This is a genomic window from Winogradskya humida, from assembly GCF_016862215.1.
In the GTDB taxonomy this organism is placed as follows: Bacteria; Actinomycetota; Actinomycetes; order Mycobacteriales; family Micromonosporaceae; genus Actinoplanes; species Actinoplanes humidus.
On record NZ_BOMN01000032.1, the window covers coordinates 15,825 to 35,987 of the forward strand.

Genomic DNA, 20,163 nt, shown 5'->3' on the forward strand with positions numbered 1-20,163 from the left:
CGGTCGACCCGCGGAAATGTGCTGTCTGCGACACCTATCCTCGCCGAGGGGACGCCCGCGCGAAGCAGATCTAGGTTCGTGGTGCTGATCCGGAGAAAGAGAAGGTTCTGTGACCTCTGACCCACAGTCGCTCGCCGGCATGCGGCGCGACTACCGCGAGCGGGGCTCCCTGCTCGAAACGGACCTGGCCGCCGAGTGGCCGGACCAGTTCGCCCGCTGGTTCGCCGACGCGGAGGACTTCGCGCTGCCCGAGCCCAACGCGATGGTGGTCTCGACCGCCGACGCCGACGGCCGGCCGAGTTCACGGACAGTGCTGCTCAAGGCGTACGATATGAGTGGCTTTGTCTTTTTCACCAACTACACCTCGCGCAAGGGCTCGGAGCTCTCCGCAAATCCGCAGGCCGCCCTGGTCTTTCCCTGGTTCCCGATCCAGCGGCAGGTGCTCGTCGCGGGCCGGGTCGAGAAGGTGAGCCGGGCCGAGACCGAGGAGTATTTCGCGAGTCGCCCCCGCGGGTCGCAGCTCGGCGCGTGGGCGAGCCCGCAGAGCCAGGTGCTGCCCGATCGGGCCGCTGTGGACGCGGGCCTGGCCGAGGTGGTCGAGCGGTTCGGCACCGAGGGCGACATCCCCGCGCCCCCGCACTGGGGTGGCTTCCGCGTGGTGCCCGAGACCGTCGAGTTCTGGCAGGGACGCTCCAACCGCCTGCACGACCGGCTGCGTTACCGCCGCGTCGAGGGTTCCTGGGTCATCGAGAGGCTGGCCCCGTGAGCCAGGAGCCCGTCGAAGCCGCGGAGAAGGTCACCGAAAGTAAGCGATGGGTGATCGACGTCCGCCCGCTGCGCGAGGTCGCGTACCGGCGGATGTGGCTCGGAAGTGGCATTTCGTTCTTCGGTTTCCAGTTCACGTCGGTCGCCGTCCCGGTCGAGATGTACGCGATCACCGGTTCGTCCGCGTGGGTCGGGCTGCTGGGCATCGCCGGCCTCGTACCCCTGCTGATCTTCGGTCTGTGGGGTGGCGCGGCCGCGGACGTGATCGACCGGCGGAAACTGCTGCTCGCCAGCTCCATGCTGGCCTGGATCTCGACGCTGGGCCTGCTGGTCCAGGGGCTGCTCAGCGTGCACAGCCCGGTGCTGCTGCTGGTGCTCACGGCGGTGCAGTCGGCCGGTTTCGCGGTCAGCTCGCCGACCCGGCAGGCGATCATCCCGCGGATCGTCCCCGCATCGCTGGTGCCCTCGGCGAACACCCTCAACTACACGACCACGACCGCCGGCGGCGTGCTCGGACCGCTGGCCGCCGGCCTCATCTTCGGCGCATTCTCGACCGACAACGGCGTGACCATCGCGTACGCCGTCGACGCCGTCCTGTTCACGGTCTCCTTCTGGGCCACCTACCGGCTCCCGCCCATCCCGCCGATCGAGCTGGAGGAGGGCGCTCCCAAGCCCACGGCCGGGGTGCGCGGCATCCTGATCGGCCTGCGCTTCCTGGTCACCCAGCCGGTGCTGCTCCTCTCCTTCGGCGTCGACATCGTTGCGATGGTGTTCGCCATGCCCCGGGCGCTCTTCCCGGAGATCGCCGAAGAACGGTTCGGCGGCGGCGCCGCGGTCGGCTGGCTGTTCGCCGCGATCGCGCTCGGTTCGGTTGTGGGCGGACTCACATCCGGCTGGATCAGCCGGGTGAAACGCCAAGGCGTCGCGCTCGTGATCGCGGTGGCGGGCTGGGGTGTCGCGATCGGCTTCGCGGGGCTCGCGCACTCCCTGTGGCTCGCGGTGCTCCTGCTGGCGGTCGGTGGCGCGGCAGACCTGGTCAGCGCGGTCTACCGGCAGTCGATCCTGCAGGTCTACGCACCTGACCGGCTGCGCGGCAGGCTCCAGGGCGTCTTCACCGTGGTGGTGGCCGGCGGCCCCCGCCTGGGTGATCTCCGCGCCGGCGCCACCGCCGACCTGACCGGGCCGACGGCGTCCTGGGCGGGCGGCGGTTTCGTCGCCGCCGGACTCGCGCTCGCACTTGCCGCGGCCTTCCCCGCCCTCCTTCGATACCGTCCGCCCTCGGCCGAGGAGACCAAGGACTAATCTTTCGCCCATGACGAACGTTGTGGCCGCCAAATCCGGGACCCAGTGGACGATTGAGGCGGAAGGCCACAAGGCCACCGTCGCCGAGGTCGGCGGGGTGCTCAGGGGCTATTCCGTCGGCGACCGCGAGGTGCTCGACGGCTTCGGGCCGGACGTGATCACCCCGGCGTCGGCCGGCGCGCTGCTCGCCCCCTGGCCCAACCGGATCCGCGACGGGCACTACTCGTTCGGGGGCAAGGAATACCAGCTCCCGCTGACCGAGCCGGCCCGGCACAACGCGATCCACGGGCTGGTCAACTGGTCCCGCTGGAAGCTCGCCGAGCAGACCACCGACTCGGTGACGCTGGAGTACGACCTTCCCGCCCAGGTCGGATACCCGTGGGGGCTCACCCTGCGTACGCGTTGGAGCGTCTCCGCCGACGGTCTGCGCTCGGACCAGGAGGTCACCAACACCGGTGACGCGGACGCGCCGTGGGGCTTCTCCGTCCATCCGTACCTGCAGCTTCCCGGCGTCGCCGTCGACGACATCCTGCTGCGGGTGCCCGGGCGCAGCAAGATCCTGGCCGACGGGCGGCTGCTGCCGATCGGCGCGGTCAAGGTCACGGGCACCGAGTTCGACTACACCGAGCCCCGCCGGATCGCCTCGGCCGTGCTCGACACCACGTGGGGCGACCTGATCGCCGATGAGGACGGTGGCTCCTCGGTCACCATCGCCGCGCCCGACGGCAGCAGGTCCGTGACGGTCTGGGGCGACGAGAGCTTCCGCTGGTGGCAGGTCTTCACCGGCGACACGCTGCACGGGGAGCGGTTCCGCCGGTCGGTGGCGATCGAGCCGATGACGTGCCCGCCGGATGCGTACCGCTCGGGTCGCGACCTGATCGTGCTCGCCCCCGGCACCACCTGGCGTGCCTCCTGGGGCGTGCGCCCCTCGCAGGGCTGAGCCCGTGGAATTCGACGAGGTTCTCCGCCGGCGCCGGATGGTCCGCACGTACGACGCGGACCGCCCGGTGCCGCCGGAGATCGTCGACAAGCTGGTGAAGCACGCGCTGCGGGCGCCCTCGGCCGGTTTCTCGCAGGGCTGGGGTTTCCTGGTGCTGCAGAACCCCGAGGACCGCGCGCTCTACTGGTCCTCGACGACGGACAGCGACACCGAGGCCGACTCCTGGCTGCAGCGGATGAGCTCGGCGCCCCTGATCATCGTCGCGCTCTCCAACAAGTCGGTCTACCTCGACCGCTACGCCCAGCCGGACAAGGGCTGGGAGGACCGCGCCGAGAGCCACTGGCCCGTGCCCTACTGGGACATCGACACCGGGTTCGCCGCCCTGCTGATTCATCTCACGGCGGTGAACGAGGGACTTGGCTCACTCTTTTTCGGCATTCCGCCCAAGAAGATCGCGTCGTTCCGGGCGGCTTTCGGCGTACCGGAGGAGTTTATGCCGGTCGGAGCGCTCACGGTGGGTTACAAAGCGGAGGACAAGAGGTCTCCGTCACTGCGGCGGGGGCATCGGCCGGTGGACGAAGTGGTGCATCATGGCCGGTGGAACGCCTGATCTCACGTTGACGAGGTGGGGCCCGGCCGTTGTGCCGGTGGCTCGCTAGGCTGACAGGGCGTATCCACTTGTCCGTGGGTAGTTCAACTATCGAGTGACCAGTCGAGTGACCGGAGGGGAGCGTGCCGTCGTGATCTTCAAAGCGGTGCGGGACGGAGCGCCGTACCCCGATCATCACACGACGCTGAAGTCCTGGGCGGAGATCCCACCGCGGCCGATCCGCCTGGCCGACCTCATCACCACCAAGCGCGAGCTGGCGTTGGACAAGCTGCTCGCCGAGGATTCGACGTTCTACGGGGACCTGTTCCCACACGTCGTGGAGTGGCACGGAGCCCTCTATCTCGAGGACGGTCTGCACCGCGCGCTGCGGGCGGCCCTGCAGCAGCGGAACCAGATCCACGCCCGGGTACTCGTCATCAACAACTAACACCGCTAGTTTTAGGGCATGGCCGCTTCCCCGCTGGATCTGCTCGAGCTCGACAACCTGCTCAGCGACGAGGAACGCGACGTTCGCGCCGTCACCCGCCGCGTCGTCGACGATCGGGTGCGCCCCCACATCGCCGACTGGTACGAGAGCGGCACGGTCCCGGTGCGGGAGCTGGCCCTGGAGTTCGGCAAGCTCGGCCTCCTGGGCATGCACCTGACCGGCTACGGCTGCGCGGGCGCGTCATCGGTGCAATACGGCCTCGCCTGCCTCGAGCTGGAAGCAGCCGACTCCGGCGTACGTTCGCTGGTCTCCGTGCAGGGCTCGCTGGCGATGTACGCCATCTGGAAATTCGGCAGCGAGGAGCAGAAGCAGCAGTGGCTGCCCGGCATGGCCGCCGGCGAGCTGATCGGCTGCTTCGGCCTGACCGAGCCCGACCACGGCTCCGACCCCGCCAACATGGCCACCCGAGCGCGCCGCGACGGCGATGACTGGATCCTCAACGGCGGCAAAATGTGGATCACCAACGCGCCGGTCGCGGACGTCGCCGTGATCTGGGCCCGCTCGGACGCCGGCGTCGAAGGCTTCGCCGTGCCGACCTCGACCCCCGGCTTCAGCGTCCGCGAGGTCAAGAAGAAACTCTCCCTGCGCGCCTCCTCGACCGGGGAGATCACACTGGACGACGTCCGGCTCCCGGCCTCCGCGCAGCTACCCCTCGCCCGCGGCCTGAAAGCCCCGCTGTCCTGCCTCACCGAAGCCCGTTTTGGCATTATCTGGGGCGCACTGGGCGCGGCCCGTGACTGCCTCGAGACCGCCCTCGAGTACGCCGGCAGCCGTTCACAATTCGGCCGGCCGATCGCGGGCTTCCAACTGACCCAGGCGAAACTGGCAGACATGACGCTGGAGCTGCAGAAGGGCTACCTGCTGGCGTTGCACCTCGGCCGGCTCCCTGGCCTGAGCCCGGTGCAGGTGAGCGCGGGAAAGCTCAACAACGTCCGCGAAGCCTTGAAGATCGCCCGCCAGTGCCGCACCATCCTCGGGGCGAACGGCATCAGCGGGGAGTATCCCGTGCTCCGGCACGCCAACAACCTCGAAAGTGTCCTCACGTACGAGGGAACCTCCGAGGTGCACCAACTCGTGATCGGCCAGAAATTGACCGGCCTGAACGCGTTCGCCGGCTGAAAATGTCGTACCCCCTCTCTAACGTGGGTATAGAAGACCTGAGGTGAAGGGGGTGTCTCCGATGGCGCAATCGCCCGATATCGACGAGCCGACCAGGGAGTATCCGTTGGCCCTTGAGGAGGGTGCGGCACCGCCCGCCCCCGCGCCCACGCTGGAGGAGCAGGAAGCGCCCCGCCGCATCGGCGGCTTCGCACGCGTCCTCATCTTCACCGGCGTGGTCTTCGCGCTGATCGTCGCGTCCTGCCTGGGCCTGCGCGCGGTCAACGTGCTCCCCAGCTTCGACAACCCGTTCGCCGACAAGACCACCGACCGCAGCCAGCCGGTCCTCCTTCAGTCGATGCGCGACCTGAGCCGCTACGTCGCCGCCGACGGCACCTTCCAGGTCATCGTCGACCTCCAGGAAAACAAGGACAACGTCCCCGACTTCCTGGTCAACCAGCGCACCCTCTTCGTCGGCTCCGGCACCGTCGAGGAATACGTCGACTTCGGCCAGCTCTCCGACAAGGCCCTCACCGTTGACGAGGCCAACAAGAAGATCACCATCACGCTCCCCGCGCCGCAGCAGGGGCAGGCCGCACTCGACATGCAGAAGAGCTACGTCGTCGCCGAGGAGCGGGGGTTGCTCAACCGGATCGGGGACGCGTTCAAGAGCGACACCAACCAGCAGCAGCGGGTTTACCAGCTCGCTCAGCAGCGGATCACTGAGGCTGCCAACTCCAGCGGGTTGGATCAGCGGGCTCAGGCTAATACCGAGAAGATGCTGCAGAGCCTTTTCGTTCGGCTTGGGTATACGACTGTGACTGTTTCGTTTGATAAGCCCTGATTGTTCTTTGCGGGTTTCTCGCTGTTGACGGGTGGGGGCCGGGATGGTCAAGACAGGCTTTAAGGGCGTTTTTATGCCTGTCTTGACCATCCCGGCCCCCACCCTTGCGTCAGAGAGTGTGCGGCTCCGGATGTGGTTGCTCACCGCTCCGTGCCGGCTCGGTCTTCGCCATCACCTTTAGGTATCTGGTCTGGCTGCCGCGCTTGTGGTTCTGGTCGGCGGTCTGGTTCCGCGGGCCAGGCGCGGTGGTGGGCTTGCGACGCACCTCGCCGGGGGCGCTCAGTGGCTGGTTCTTTGCCCGTTCGGCGGCGTCCGGATGCCTGGCTTCCGAGCCATCGCTGCTCCGTTAGTCAACAATGCGCGCCGAGCGCCGAGCGCCGAGCGCCGAGCGCCGAGCGCCGAGCGCCGAGCGCCGAGCGCCGAGCCGCCGAGCCCCCGAGCGCCGAGCCGCCGAGCCCCCGAGCGCCGAGCGCCGAGCGCCGAGCCCCCAGCGCCGAGCCCCCAGCGCCGCCGTGCCGCGTGGCGCTTGCCCAGGGCCCAGCGGCGTGTGCCCCAGGCTGGGTGTGTGGGTGTGGCGCTGGGCGTTCGCGGCGGGGTGGCGTGGGGCTGGGCGGGTAGTGGGGCTTTGGGTGGTGTGGGGTTGGGGGCGTGACCGGCGCGGTGCGTCGCGTGACCAGGCAAATTGGTCGGCCTGCGGGACGGGGCCGGTGGGCGTGATCAGGGGCGCGGCAGCCAGACCGGAGACCGAGAGGCGAAGGCGCGGCGGCGATCAGGACGACCGGCACGACAGAACCCGCGCCGATCGCGGCGAGCCGCGCACGGAGCGGTGAGCAGCCGCACGCTCTCTGAGGCAAGGGTGGGGGCCGGGGTGGCCGAGCCAGGCATAAAAACGCCCCTGAAGCCTGGCTCGGCCACCCCGGCCCTCAACCGTCCAGCGCAAGAGACCCACCAGGAAGGATCAGGATTCAAGAAGCAAAACCCAGACCCCCACAGATACCGTAGGCAAACGCGACGATGACAGGACCAGCACCACACGCGGTCCGTCTGACGACGATGGGGATATGAAAAACATGGCCGCGAGGACCAAACCGCACGCCGCTGACAGTCACGACCTTATTCGCGTGCACGGGGCGCGAGAGAACAACTTGAAAGACATCAGTGTTGAGCTTCCGAAGCGGCGCCTGACCGTTTTTACGGGGGTGTCGGGTTCGGGGAAGAGCTCGCTGGTTTTTGCGACTATCGCCGCGGATTCGCAGCGGATGATCAATGAGACGTACAGCGCTTTTGTGCAGGGGTTCATGCCGACGTTGGCTCGGCCTGATGTGGATGTGCTGGAGGGGCTGACGACGGCGATCATCGTTGATCAGCAGCGGATGGGGAGTGATCCTCGGTCGACGGTGGGGACGGCTACCGATACCGGGGCGATGTTGCGGATTTTGTTCAGTCGGCTGGGGAAGCCTCATGTTGGGTCGCCGCAGGCTTTTTCGTTCAATGTGGCTTCGATCAGTGGGGCCGGGGCGGTGACCATTGAGCGGGCTGGGCAGAAGGTTAAGGAGCGGCGCAGTTTCAGTATTACCGGGGGGATGTGCCCGCGGTGTGAGGGGCGGGGGTCGGTTACCGATATAGATCTGGCTCAGCTTTATGACGACAGCAAGTCGTTGAGCGAGGGGCCGTTCTCGATTCCCGGGTACAGCATGGACGGCTGGATGGGGCGGATCTTCATCGGGTCGGGGTTCTTCGATCCGGACAAGCCTATTCGGAAGTACACCAAGCGGGAGTTGCAGGATCTGCTGTACAAGGAGCCGACCAAGATCAAGGTCGACAACATCAACCTGACGTACGAGGGGCTGATCCCGAAGATCCAGAAGTCGATTCTCTCCAAGGATGTCGACGCGTTGCAGCCGCATGTGCGCGCGTTTGTGGAGCGGGCTGTGGTGTTCACGGTCTGTCCCGAGTGCGCCGGCACGCGGCTCAGTGCGGAGGCTCGGTCGTCGAAGGTCAAGGGGATCAGCATCGCTGAGGCCTGTGCGATGCAGATCAGTGATCTGGCGGGGTGGGTGCGGGGGTTGAAGGAGCCCTCGGTTGCGCCGTTGCTCAAGTCGCTGGGGGAGACCCTCGATTCTTTTGTGGAGATCGGGCTCGGGTATCTCAGTCTGGACCGGCCGGCGGGGACGCTCTCGGGTGGTGAGGCGCAGCGGACCAAGATGATCCGGCATCTCGGGTCGTCGCTGACCGACGTCACGTATGTGTTCGACGAGCCGACGATCGGGCTGCACCCGCATGACATCCAGCGGATGAACGATCTGCTGCTGCGGCTGCGCGACAAGGGCAACACCGTGCTGGTCGTCGAGCACAAGCCGGAGACGATTGCGATCGCCGACCATGTTGTCGATCTCGGTCCGGGTGCCGGGTCGGGTGGCGGGACCGTCTGTTTCGAGGGCACCGTCGCGGGGCTGCGGAAGAGCGGCACTCTCACCGGGCGGCACCTCGATGACCGGGCGTCGCTGAAGGAGAAGGTCCGCACGCCGGACGGTGTGCTGGAGGTGCGGGGTGCCGATGCTCACAATCTGCGGAACGTCGACGTCGACATTCCGCTCGGTGTGCTCACGGTGCTGACCGGGGTGGCCGGGTCGGGCAAGAGCTCACTGGTCCGGGGGTCGGTGACCGGGCTGGACGGCGTGGTGTCGGTTGATCAGACGCCGATCCGGGGGTCGCGGCGCAGCAACCCAGCGACGTACACAGGGCTGCTGGAGCCGATCCGTAAGGCCTTCGCCAAGGCCAACGGGGTGAAGCCGGCGCTGTTCAGTGCCAACTCCGAGGGTGCCTGCCCCAACTGCAACGGTAACGGCGTCATCTACACCGATCTGGCGATGATGGCGGGGGTCGCCACCGTCTGCGAGGTCTGCGAGGGGAAGCGGTTCGACGCGTCGGTGCTGGAGTACCACTTCGGCGGACGGGACATCAGCGAGGTGCTCGCGATGTCGGTGATCGAGGCCGAGGAGTTCTTCGGCGGTGGCGACGCGCATACGCCGGCCGCGCACGCCATTCTCAAGCGGCTCGCCGATGTCGGGATCGGCTACATCCGGCTCGGCCAGCCGCTGACCACGCTCTCCGGCGGCGAGCGGCAGCGGCTCAAACTGGCGACGCAGATGGCCGACAAGGGCAACGTCTACGTTCTCGACGAGCCGACGACGGGGCTGCACCTCGCCGACGTGGAGAACCTGCTGGGTCTGCTCGACCGGCTCGTCGACTCGGGCAGGTCGGTCATCGTCATCGAGCATCACCAGGCCGTGATGGCGCATGCCGACTGGATCATCGATCTCGGTCCCGGCGCTGGTCACGACGGGGGACGGATCGTTTTCGAGGGCACGCCCGCCGACCTGGTGGCCGGCCGCAAGACGTTGACGGCCGAGCACCTGGCGGCGTACGTGGGGAAGTAGATGGGCTAGCGGGCCCGTCGCTGGAATGTCAGGTGGGTGACGCCGCTCGGAGAGGGGGTGGCTTCGATGGCGAATCGCTCCTGCAGTCCTTCGAGGCCGTCCCACAGCCGTTCGCCGCGGCCCAGGAGGATCGGCACGAGGACGATGTGCATCTGGTCGATCAGGTCGGCCTGGAGGAACTGCCGGACGGTGCTCACGCCGCCGCCGATGCGCACGTCGAGGTCGCCGGCGAGAGCGCGGGCCTGCTCGAGAGCGAATGCGGGATCGGCGTCAACGAAATGGAAGGTCGTTCCGCCTTCCATTTCGAGCGTCGGGCGGGGGTGATGGGTCAGTACGACGACCGGGGTGTGGAAGACCGGGTCGTCGCCCCACCAGCCCTTCCACTCCTCATCGCTCCAGGGGCCGCGCTGGGGGCCGAACTTGTTGCGCCCCATGATCTCCACGCCGATGCCGCGTGCCCAGTTGCTGGCGAACGCCTCGTCGACGCCGTGCGACCCCGCGGTCTCTCCGTGTATGCCCATGTCACGGAAGGTGCGGGTCTCGAAGGCCCACTCGAGCAGGCTGGTCCCGGCGTGCCCGAACGGTGTCTCGAGCTCCTGCCCCTCTCCGGTGCCGAAGCCGTCGAGAGAAACGGAGAAGTTATGGACGCGGACGCGCGACATGGACCCTCCCAGGTATGCGATCTGCAAGCACCTTACGGAGGTCTCCAGAAGCCGCAGCACCTTTGGCCCGCGGCGGCGCGCCCGAGAAGTGCGGCACCGGCGCCCGGAAGGGGCGCCGGCACCGGGAATCACTCGTTCGGGAGCAGAGCCCAGAGCACGATGTAAACGATGAGCTGGGTGCCGGGCAGCAAGCAGGACAGGATGAAGATCAGGCGCATCATTCCGGAGGACATGCCGAAACGGCGGGCCAGGCCGGAGCACACGCCGGCGATCCAACGGTCGTCGCGGGGTCTCGCAAGGCGGCGGGTCATCTCGTTCACTCCTTCGATGCCGCGCTCAGCGCGTCAGCACTGGCGGGGCAAGTGGTGGCCGGGGCCGGGTGCCTCGACCGCTTTCCACGGTATGGACCGTCACCCCGTCCGCCCTCGGTCGCGAGAGGGATAAGGGCGCTCACATCCCCGTAGGGGAACCCCGTACCCTCACGGGATTCACTGTTAACATCGGGGCAAATTTCGCCGCCTACTCTCTGCGACCGTAGGCGGTCGAGGTGGGAGGGATGCCGCGGTGACGCTCGCCGTGTTGTGCGGGAGCACCGGAAACGATCTCAGGCCGGAGGCTGCTCGCAGCCTTGCCGAAGATGTGCGTTCCGCCCTGTCGAGAGCTGGCGTCAGCCAGATTTTTGAAGTCAATGGCCCGGATATATCCGGGCAAATTCGCGAGATCGTCAAGCTCGCCGACGAGCCGTTGCTGATCTGCGCCGACAATCTCGTCGCGCATCCGAGTCTGCTGTGGACGCTGGCCACCGAGCCTGCCAGCCGCAGCACCGCGCTGGTGGCGGCCACGGAGAGTGGCGACGGAGGTGACCTGAGAGAGGATCGGGGGCGCCTCGTCCCGGCCTCCGACGGGCCCACGAGGTTCCTCGGCGCACTCTGCGTCGCGACGAGTGATCTTGGTCTCGTCACGGCAGCGGCGGGCACCCTGAAAGAACAAAACGTCGACGCCCTCTTCGCGGCGTTGCTGCAAGCCGGGCTCGTCCCGATCGCGACCCGGGTGCGCCTTCTGCACGCCGACCGCGTCCACACCGACGCGGAACTGGCCGCTGCCGAAGCCGCTGTCGCAAGCGTGGACGAGGACAAGGCCCTGCTGCGCCTGGCGGTCAAGGAAAAAGACGACTTCTTCACCACGTACGCCGTAAGCAGCTGGTCGCCGTTGGTAACGAAGCTCTGCGCGCGCGCCAAGCTGTCGCCCAGCCAGGTCACCGCTCTCTCCGTACTCCTCTCCGTGGTGGCGGCCCTCGGGTTCTGGCAGGCGTCCCGCCCGGCGCTGATCATCGGTGCGGTCCTGCTCTACCTGGGCTTCGTCCTCGACTGCGTGGACGGCCAGCTGGCCCGTTACACCCGGCAGTTCGGGGCGTTCGGCGGCTGGCTCGACACGATGGCCGACCGGGCGAAGGAATACGCGGTCTACGCCGGGCTCGCCGCCGGTGCCGAGCGGATGGGCCTGTCGTTCGCATGGCCGTTGGCGATCACGGCGATCGTGCTGCAGACCGTCCGGCACATGACCGACACCTGGTACGGCGCCCTGCACGACGAGGCCGCGGCCCGGCAGTCCGTCGGCACCGCGGGCAACGCGGACGCGGGTGGCGGGGTCGGCGCCCGGTTGAGCCGCGCGTCCAACAAGGTGCAGGGTGACACAGGCTCGATCGCGTACTGGCTGAAGCGGATCGTCGTGTTCCCCATCGGCGAGCGCTGGGCCCTGATCGCGCTGCTCGCTGCGGTCTTCAACGGGCGCGTGGCGCTGGCGGTCACCGTCGCATGGGGGGCGCTCGCTTTCGCGTACACACTGGGGCTGAGGTCGTTGCGCTCGATCTCGATGCGCGTCGGTGTGCTGGACACGGTCGACACGTCGCGGCATCGTGATGACGGCCGACTGGTCCGTGGCACCGTGAGTGCCGCGGGGTTGAAGCAGCCCCTGCTCTGGGCCGGTATCGCGGCGGTCGCCCCGCTCGCGCTGATAGGTGCGGTCGCGGCTGGCTGGGTGCCGCGCGGGACCCCGTGGCGGCCGGCGTACCTGGAATTCGAATGGGTCCGGGCGGGCGAGGCCGGGATCTGGCTCCTGGTGGCGGCGTTGCTCGTGCTCGGGGCCGGTGCTGCGGCACGGTCCTCGCACGGCGGGCCGCTCGACTGGCTGGTCCCTGCCGGTTTGCGTGCCGCCGAGTATCTGATGGCGGTGGCCGTCGCGATGATCTGCGACGTGCCGCCCGTGGTGGTGTTCGCGCTGCTCTTCGTGCTCGCGCTGCATCATTACGACCTGACCGCCCGGATGGAGAAGGGCGCTCCGGACGCACGTGCGCGGCGCGCGCTGCTCGGCTGGGACGGCCGGGTCGTGCTGCTGGTGTTCTTCGCGCTGGCAGGCGTCGCCACGGCCGGTGAGCTGTTGCTCGCCGTCGGCGTAGGCGCGCAGTTTCTGACAGGGGCAGTCAAGGATTGGCGAACCGGAGGAAGTCGATGACTCTGCTCAGTGTCGTGCTGCCCGTCTACAAGGTGCAGGGATACCTGCGCCAGTGCCTGGACTCGATTCTCGGGCAGGCGTTCACCGACTTCGAGATCGTGGCGGTCGACGACTGCTCGCCGGACAACAGCGGTGCGATCCTCGCCGAATACGCCGCCCGTGACTCCCGGGTCCGCGTGGTGTCGCTCGAGGAGAACGTCGGCCTCGGCCGGGCCCGCAACATCGGCCTGGACCACGCGACCGGCGAGTACGTCTGGTTCGTCGACAGCGACGACTGGCTCGCCCAGGGCGCGCTGACCACGATCGCCGACCGGATCGCCGGTACCACGCCCGACGTGCTGATCGTCGGCTTCGACCGGGTGCACTGGGACTCGCGGGTGACCCAGTCGGGCGCGACCAAGATCCTCGCCGAGGCGCCCGAGACTTTCACCGTCGAGCAGTTCCCGAAGGTGCTCAACGTCCTGCACGTCGCCTGGAACAAGGTCATCCGTCGCGACCTGCTCCTGAAGCTCGGCTTCCGCTTCGAACAGGGCTGGTACGAGGACGTCTCGTTCACCTTCCCGATCATGTCGGTGGCCCAGCGGATCAGCGCCCTGCCCCGGGTCTGCGTGCACTACCGCCAGCGGCGGACCGGCGCGATCACGCGGACGCTCGGCGACCGGCACTTCGAGATCTTCGACCACTGGGCCCACGCGATGTCCCTGGTCGACCGCTACAGCGACCGGGCCGCACAGATCCGGCCCCTGCTGTTCGCCCGGATGATGTGGCACTACCTGATCGTCCTGGACAACAGCCAGCGGGTGAAGAAGGCCTCCCGCCAGGCGTTCTTCATGCGGATCAGCGAGGACTACCGGCGCTACCGGCCCGCCGGCGCGTACCCGATGAAGGGCCGGGCTGACGGGCTGCGGCACCGGTTCATCGGGGAGGGCTCATTCACGAAGCTCCGGGCGCTCGACCAGGCCGTCCGGGTGGCCAAGGCGGCGAACCGGGCGCGCCGGGTGCCGGTGGCGAAGGCGAAAGGGCTGGCCAAGAAGGTACGGCAGAGTCTGTACCGGGGTTACTACAAGCTCCAGCTCCGCGGCGCGGTCGACGAGAATCTCGCGCTCTATGCCGCGTACTGGTATCGCGGGGTGACCTGCAATCCCGCCGCGATCTCCCGCAAGGCGCAGGAGCTGGCACCCGGCATCCGCAACGTCTGGGTCGTCAGCAAGGGGCGGACGAAGTCCGTGCCGCCGGGCACCGACTACGTGGTCGCCGGCTCGCTGCCGTACTTCAGGGCGCTCGCCCGGGCCCGTTATCTGGTCAACAACGTGAACTGGCCGAACTGGGTGGTCAAGCGGGACGGCACCACGCATGTGATGACCCATCACGGCACCCCGTTGAAGGCGATGGGGATGGACCAGGCCGATCACCCGGCGGCCGCCAAGGACCAGAATTTCCACGCCCAGATGCGCCGGGCCGACCGCTGGGACTTCAGCATCACGGCGAACGCGCACACCACGATCGCGTGGGAGCGGGCGTACCCGTGCCGCTACGAGACGATCGAGTCCGGCTATCCGCGCAACGACCGGCTGGCGTCGGCGTCGGCGGCCGACTCCGCGGCGGTCCGGGAGAAGCTCGGCATCCAGCCGCACGAGCGGGTCGTGCTCTACACCCCGACGCACCGCGAGTGGCTGCCGATGGGCACCCAGGTGCTCGACGTCGAGGCGTTCGCCGACCGGCTCGGCCCGGACACCGTGCTGCTGGTCCGGGCGCACTACTTCTACGTGGCCGCGGATCACGCCGCGCAGGCGGCCCGGGGGCGGATCGTCGACGTCTCGGCGTACCCCATCGTTGAAGATCTCTATCTCGCCGCCGACGTGATGATGACCGACTACTCGTCGGCGATGTTCGACTTCGCGGTGCTGGACCGGCCGCTGGTGATCTTCGCGCCGGACTGGAACGCGTACCAGGAGCTTCGCGGGGTCTATTTCGACCTCATGGAGCTGCCGCCGGGCGCGGTCGCCACGAGCTTCGCCGAGCTGATCGAGGTCTTCGAATCGGGGGCGTACGCGAGCGACCGGTCGGCCGCCGCCCGGACCCGTTTCCGGGAGCGGTTCTGCTACCTCGACGACGGCAAGGCCTCTGAGCGGGTCGTACGCAGGGTATTGCTGGGCGAATCTTCCTCATAGAACTGTGACGATTTGGTGACTGGCTGCGAATGGCCGTTCACCCGATGGCAGACATTGATGCGTGTGGTCACGCTAAGCCATCGTCGCAGCTCACATGCAGGAGGTTGACGGTGTCCACCGTCGCGCTCAAAGACGTCACCAAGGTCTGGCCGGACGGCACCGTGGCGGTCGACCGGGTCAGCCTCGACGTGCAAGACGGCGAGTTCCTGGTCCTGCTGGGTCCCTCCGGCTGTGGCAAGTCCACCGTCCTGCGCATGATCGCCGGGCTGGAGGACCCCTCGGCCGGGGCGATCCTGCTCAACGGCGAACCCGTCCTGGACCTCCCGCCGCGCGACCGTCAGATCGCGATGATCTTCCAGGACTTCGCGCTGTACCCGCACATGACGGTCGGCGGCAACATCGGTTTCCCGCTGAAACTGTCGGGGGTCGAGCCGGACGCGCGCAGCGAACGGATCGGCGACGTCGCCAGCGCGCTCGGCATCGGCGACGTGCTCGGCCGCAAACCCGGCCAACTCTCCGGCGGGCAGCGCCAGCGGGTCGCCATGGGGCGCGCCATCGTACGGCGCCCCGGGCTGTTCCTCATGGACGAGCCGCTGTCCAACCTTGACAGCGGGTTGCGCGCTGAGCTGCGTACCGAAATCAGCAGCCTGACCCGCGAACTCGGCGTGACCACCATGTATGTCACCCATGACCAGGCCGAGGCGCTGACGATGGCCGACCGGGTCGCGATCATGCGCAAGGGCGTGCTGCAGGACATCGGTACGCCCACCGAGGTCTACGGCCGCCCGGCCACCCTCTACGTCGCGGCGTTCCTCGGCTCGCCGCGGATGAACCTGCTCGAAGCGTCGGTCTACGCGCACCTCGACCGCTACATCGCCCTGAACCTCGGCGAGCAGGCGCTGTACCTGCCCTGGAACGACATCCGAGCCCGGGCCCTGTCGCACTACCACGGGGAGCGGATCGTCGTGGGCATGCGGGCGGAGGCGCTGACCCCGGTCTCCCCCGACACCCCGGGCGACGCGGTGCAGGGCGTGCTGCAGGGCCGGGTCCGCTACCTCGAGCACCACGGGCACGAGTCGCTGGCGTTCCTGGACGTCGGTGCCACCGCCATCTCCGTGGACGAGCTGGGCAAGGGTGTCACCGAGCCGGTCGGCGGGGGCGGGGCGTTCCGGAAGTTCGGGGAGACGTTGCAGCGGCTCACGGGGCGTACGGAGAAGCCGGTGATCGTGCGCGAGGAGCCCAAGGCCTCGATTCTCAACGACCCGGGCCGGCATGCGCGCAGGCCCGCTGAACTGGCCGTACGCCTGGCGCCCTACCCGGCGATCTCGGCCGGGCACCCCCTCGCGATCGGCGTCCGCCTCGACGCCCTGCATTTCTTCGATGAGCGCGGCGACCGTATCGACATCGGCTGGCGCTGACTTTTGCGGCTGGTGCTGACTTTTGCGGCTCCGATGACTGCCACGACGGCGGCACACAGCGTAAGCTGCTCGGCGGTGGAGGAAACTGTTGACCAGCAGAGGCTGCGTCCGGCTCCGGTCAGGGAGTCACCGGACGCGGGTGCCTCGCACCGTCAAACGGATCTTGATCGCGTGTTCGGCCGCGACGACATCACCGTGCTCCGCCACGAGGTCCTCGAACGCCTCGACCGCCGCCTCGGCGACCGGCTCGACGGCTTCGTCCTCGCGATCAACGAAGTGATCACCAACGTGGTCCTGCACGCCGGCGGGAACGGCCGGCTGGTTCTCGGGGTCAGCGGCAGCGCGGTCTGGTGCACGGTGACCGACTCCGGGCCGGGCATTCCGGAGCATCTGCAGCACCCGCCCGAGGTGCCCGAGGCGTTCGGTGTGGGCGGCCGGGGCATCTGGCTGGCGTACCAGCTGTGCGACGAGGTCACCATGGCGACCGGTCCGATCGGGACGACTATCGGACTCAAAATTGACCTGCCCGGCCAGTAACCCGCATCTGAGCTGCTCAACGACCTGCTGAAAGACATCTGAACCCCGGATGAAACGCCGTGGAAACGTCGTCGGGGGCTTTCCAGGGTGTCAGCGCCGATAGGCGACTACATTAGGCCGGTGCTCGGACTACCTCCTCACGTGACGGCATGCCTCTTCGATCTCGACGGCGTGCTCACCCAGACCGCCCTGGTCCACAACGCGGCGTGGAAACAGACCTTCGACGCCTTCCTTCAGCGATGGTCCGCTGACCACGGGCAGCCGTACGTGCCGTTCGACTCCGGCGCCGACTACCACCAATATGTCGACGGGCGTCAGCGCGCCGACGGTGTCCGCACCTTCCTCGCCTCGCGGGGCATCACCCTGCCCGAGGGAACCCCCGACGACGGTCCCGACGAGGAAACCGTCAACGGGGTCGGCAACCGCAAGAACATCCTCGTCCTGCAGAAGATCGCGGAAGGGGCGGTCCAGGTCTACCCAGGATCGGTCGACTACCTGCACGCCGTGCAGAAGGCCGGGCTGCGTCGCGCGGTGGTCTCGGCGAGCGCCAACTGCAAGGACGTCCTGGACGCGGCGAACATCACCGATCTGCTCGAGGAGCGGGTGGACGGAGTCGTCGCCCGCGCTGAGAAGCTGCCCGGCAAACCCGCGCCGGACACGTTCCTCTATGGTGCGAAGCTGCTCGGCGTCGAGCCGGAGAACTGTGCCGTTTTCGAGGATGCCCTGGCGGGCGTCGAAGCGGGCAGGGCCGGCAAATTCGGCATCGTCATCGGCGTGGACCGCGTCGGTCAGGCCGACGCCCTGCGCGAGCACGGCGCCGACATCGTGGTCCAGGACCTTTCCGAACTTCTCACCCGATAACCTTTCACTTCGAGAGGCACCACCGTGATCCGTGAACGGGCTTACCCCGTCGACCCGTGGCACATCCGGGAAACCCGGCTGGACCTTGATCTCCTGGCCCAGTCCGAGTCGGTCTTCGCCCTTTCCAACGGCCACATCGGCATCCGCGGAAACCTGGACGAGGGCGAGCCGCACGGCCTGCCGGGCACGTACCTCAACTCGTTCTACGAGCTGCGGCCGCTGCCGTACGCGGAGGCCGGTTATGGCTTCCCCGAGTCGGGCCAGACGATGGTCAACGTCACCAACGCCAAGCTGATGCGCCTGCTCGTCGATGACGAGCCGTTCGACGTCCGCTACGGCGAGCTGCGCTCCCACGAGCGCACCCTGGACCTGCGCGCGGGCACCCTCGAGCGGATCGTGGAGTGGGTCTCGCCCTCCGGCCAGGGGATCCGGGTCCGCACGGTGCGGATGGTGTCCTTCACCCAGCGCTCCGTCGTGGCCTTCCTCTACGAGGTCGAGCCGCTCAACGACACCGCCCGGTTGATCCTGCAGTCCGAGCTCGTCGCCAACGAGCAGCTCCCGGTCAGCAGCAAGGACCCGCGCGTCGCCGCCGTCCTCGACCACCCGCTGCAGGCCGAGGAGATGCTCGAGCAGCGCACCGGCGGCCTGCTCGTGCACCGCACCAAGGCCAGCGACCTGCGCATGGCCGCGGCGATGGAGCACCTCGTCGAGGCGCCCGGCAAGCACGCGGTCACCACCGAGGGCCACCCCGACTGGCTGCGCACCACCGTCGCCTGCAAACTCGAGCCGGGCCAGAAGCTGCGCGTCGTCAAGCTGGCCGCTTACGGCTGGTCGAGCAACCGCTCTCTGCCCGCCGTGCGCGACCAGGTCGGCGCGGCGCTCGCGAGCGCCCGCCTGGACGGCTGGGAGGGCCTCCTCGAGGCCCAGCGTGAATACCTCGACGAGTTCTGGGACCACTCGGACGTCAAGGTGGAGGGTGACCCCGAGGTCCAGCAGGCGGTCCGCTTCGGACTGTTCCACACCCTGCAGGCCGGTGCCCGCGCCGAGCAGCGCCCGATCGGTTCCAAGGGCCTCTCCGGTCCCGGCTACGACGGCCACACGTTCTGGGACGCCGAGACCTTCGTGCTCCCGGCCCTCACGTACACCCAGCCGGCCGCTGCGGCGGACGTCCTGCGCTGGCGTCACTCCACCCTCGACCTGGCCAAGGAGCGCGCCCAGACGCTCGGCATCCAGGGCGCGGCGTTCCCGTGGCGCACCATCCGCGGCCAGGAATGCTCGGCCTACTGGCCGGCCGGCACCGCGGGCTTCCACATCGGCGCCGACATCGCCGACGCGGTCCGCCGCTACGTCTCGGCAACCGGCGACTACGACTTCGAACGCGAGGTCGGCCTCGAGCTCCTCGTCGAAACGGCCCGCCTCTGGCGCTCCCTCGGCCACCACGACCGCCACGGCCGCTTCCACATCGACGGCGTCACCGGCCCCGACGAATACACCGCCGTGGTCGACGACAACATCTACACCAACCTCATGGCCCAGCAGAACCTGCACGCCGCAGCGGACGCCGCCAAGCGCCACCCCGACCTGGCCCGCAAACTCGGCGTCGACGACGAAGAGCTCGCCTCCTGGCGCGACGCGGCGGCCGCGGTCCACATCCCCTACGACCGTGAGCTCGGCGTCCACCAGCAGTCGGAAGGCTTCACCCGCCTGCAGGAATGGGACTTCGAGAACACCCCGCCCGAGGCGTACCCCCTGCTGCTGAACTACCCGTACTTCGACCTCTACCGCAAGCAGGTCGTCAAGCAGGCCGACCTGGTCATGGCGATGTACATCCGCGGCGACGCCTTCACCCCCGAGGAAAAGGCCCGCAACTTCGCCTACTACGACGCCCGCACGGTCCGCGACTCCTCGCTCTCCGCGTGCATCCAGGCCGTCATGGCAGCCGAGGTCGGCTTCACCGAGCTGGCCCACGACTACCTCGGCGAAGCAGCCCTGATGGACCTCCACGACCTCCACCAGAACGCCCGCGACGGCGTCCACGTGGCATCTCTGGCAGGCTCCTGGATCGCCCTGGTGGCAGGCCTCGGCGGCATGCGCGACTACAACGGCCAGCTCTCGTTCGCCCCGCGCCTGCCCAGCCGCATCGACGGCCTGGAATTCTCGCTGCTCTGGCGAGGCCTGCGCCTGCGGGTGGAGGTCGCCCGCGACGAGGTCACCTACTCCCTGCGCAACGGCGGCGGCTCAGCCCGCCTCGACATCCTCCACCACGGCAAAGAAGTCACGGTCACCCAGGTCAAGCCGGTCGTCCTCCCGATCCCGGCCGCCCTCCCGACCGGCCCCGCCCCCACCCAGCCGGCCGGTCGCGCACCGGTTCGCAGGGCCGCAACCCTTTAAGACCAATATGTCGTATCTCGGTGGGTGGTGCTGACCGCAACTCCCGTCGAGGCCGGGCCCGAGGATCCAGGAGCTGGCGCTCCGTGAACGGATCCTCGGGCCCTTCTTTGTGCGTGCGGGGGGACG

General features: G+C 68.3%; 16 protein-coding genes. 14 read left to right on the forward strand and 2 right to left on the reverse strand.

Going from position 1 to position 20,163, the window contains the following annotated elements; all coding sequences use genetic code 11:
* Positions 1–139: 139 nt before the first annotated feature.
* The 8 genes from pdxH to Ahu01nite_RS14035 all read left to right on the forward strand — a co-directional run bounded on the left by pdxH (position 140) and on the right by Ahu01nite_RS14035 (position 9,486).
* Positions 140–766, forward strand: coding sequence for a pyridoxamine 5'-phosphate oxidase (gene pdxH, locus Ahu01nite_RS14000; protein ID WP_203836988.1), 627 nt, complete (start codon positions 140–142; stop codon positions 764–766).
* Complete coding sequence (locus Ahu01nite_RS14005; protein WP_203836932.1) at positions 763–2,067, forward strand: MFS transporter; 1,305 nt, start codon at positions 763–765, stop codon at positions 2,065–2,067. The genes pdxH and Ahu01nite_RS14005 overlap by 4 nt, the downstream gene beginning before the upstream one ends.
* Positions 2,068–2,077: 10 nt before the next feature.
* A complete protein-coding gene (locus Ahu01nite_RS14010) occupies positions 2,078–3,007 on the forward strand; it encodes an aldose 1-epimerase family protein (protein WP_203836933.1) in 930 nt (309 codons plus the stop codon).
* Between the two features lie 4 nt (positions 3,008–3,011).
* The gene (locus Ahu01nite_RS14015; protein ID WP_203836934.1) at positions 3,012–3,617 is read left to right on the forward strand and encodes a nitroreductase family protein; all 606 of its coding nucleotides are present in this window, start codon (positions 3,012–3,014) and stop codon (positions 3,615–3,617) included.
* Between the two features lie 130 nt (positions 3,618–3,747).
* Positions 3,748–4,044, forward strand: coding sequence for a type II toxin-antitoxin system VapB family antitoxin (locus Ahu01nite_RS14020; protein WP_203836935.1), 297 nt, complete (start codon positions 3,748–3,750; stop codon positions 4,042–4,044).
* An 18-nt stretch (positions 4,045–4,062) separates the two neighbouring features.
* On the forward strand, positions 4,063–5,223 hold the full coding sequence (locus tag Ahu01nite_RS14025) for an acyl-CoA dehydrogenase family protein (RefSeq protein ID WP_203836936.1): 1,161 nt from the start codon (positions 4,063–4,065) through the stop codon (positions 5,221–5,223).
* A 61-nt stretch (positions 5,224–5,284) separates the two neighbouring features.
* Positions 5,285–6,046, forward strand: a complete 762-nt coding sequence (locus Ahu01nite_RS14030) for a DUF4230 domain-containing protein (RefSeq protein WP_203836937.1) — start codon at positions 5,285–5,287, stop codon at positions 6,044–6,046.
* A gap of 1,061 nt (positions 6,047–7,107) precedes the next feature.
* The gene (locus Ahu01nite_RS14035) at positions 7,108–9,486 is read left to right on the forward strand and encodes an ATP-binding cassette domain-containing protein (protein WP_438874781.1); all 2,379 of its coding nucleotides are present in this window, start codon (positions 7,108–7,110) and stop codon (positions 9,484–9,486) included.
* Between the two features lie 5 nt (positions 9,487–9,491).
* Here Ahu01nite_RS14035 and Ahu01nite_RS14040 read toward each other — a convergent pair whose 3' ends face one another.
* Positions 9,492–10,148 (reverse strand): dihydrofolate reductase family protein, encoded by a 657-nt coding sequence (locus tag Ahu01nite_RS14040; protein WP_203836938.1) that lies wholly within the window; start codon positions 10,146–10,148, stop codon positions 9,492–9,494.
* 128 nt (positions 10,149–10,276) lie between these two features.
* Positions 10,277–10,459, reverse strand: a complete 183-nt coding sequence (locus tag Ahu01nite_RS14045) for a PspC domain-containing protein (RefSeq protein WP_203836939.1) — start codon at positions 10,457–10,459, stop codon at positions 10,277–10,279.
* Positions 10,460–10,712: 253 nt separating this feature from the next.
* Between Ahu01nite_RS14045 and Ahu01nite_RS14050 the strand changes: the two genes are divergently transcribed.
* The 6 genes from Ahu01nite_RS14050 to Ahu01nite_RS14075 all read left to right on the forward strand — a co-directional run bounded on the left by Ahu01nite_RS14050 (position 10,713) and on the right by Ahu01nite_RS14075 (position 20,037).
* Positions 10,713–12,659 carry a DUF5941 domain-containing protein gene (locus tag Ahu01nite_RS14050; RefSeq protein ID WP_203836940.1) on the forward strand — a complete coding sequence of 649 codons (1,947 nt, stop codon included), beginning with the start codon at positions 10,713–10,715 and terminating at the stop codon, positions 12,657–12,659.
* Positions 12,656–14,830: a bifunctional glycosyltransferase/CDP-glycerol:glycerophosphate glycerophosphotransferase gene (locus tag Ahu01nite_RS14055; protein WP_203836941.1), complete on the forward strand. Its 2,175-nt coding sequence runs from the start codon at positions 12,656–12,658 to the stop codon at positions 14,828–14,830. The genes Ahu01nite_RS14050 and Ahu01nite_RS14055 overlap by 4 nt, the downstream gene beginning before the upstream one ends.
* 110 nt (positions 14,831–14,940) lie before the next feature.
* The gene (locus tag Ahu01nite_RS14060) at positions 14,941–16,248 is read left to right on the forward strand and encodes an ABC transporter ATP-binding protein (RefSeq protein ID WP_203836942.1); all 1,308 of its coding nucleotides are present in this window, start codon (positions 14,941–14,943) and stop codon (positions 16,246–16,248) included.
* 171 nt (positions 16,249–16,419) lie between these two features.
* On the forward strand, positions 16,420–16,785 hold the full coding sequence (locus Ahu01nite_RS14065; RefSeq protein ID WP_239158834.1) for an ATP-binding protein: 366 nt from the start codon (positions 16,420–16,422) through the stop codon (positions 16,783–16,785).
* A gap of 120 nt (positions 16,786–16,905) precedes the next feature.
* Complete coding sequence (locus Ahu01nite_RS14070; protein WP_203836944.1) at positions 16,906–17,646, forward strand: HAD family hydrolase; 741 nt, start codon at positions 16,906–16,908, stop codon at positions 17,644–17,646.
* Positions 17,647–17,670: 24 nt separating this feature from the next.
* Complete coding sequence (locus tag Ahu01nite_RS14075) at positions 17,671–20,037, forward strand: glycoside hydrolase family 65 protein (protein ID WP_203836945.1); 2,367 nt, start codon at positions 17,671–17,673, stop codon at positions 20,035–20,037.
* The last annotated feature ends 126 nt before the right edge of the window (positions 20,038–20,163 follow it).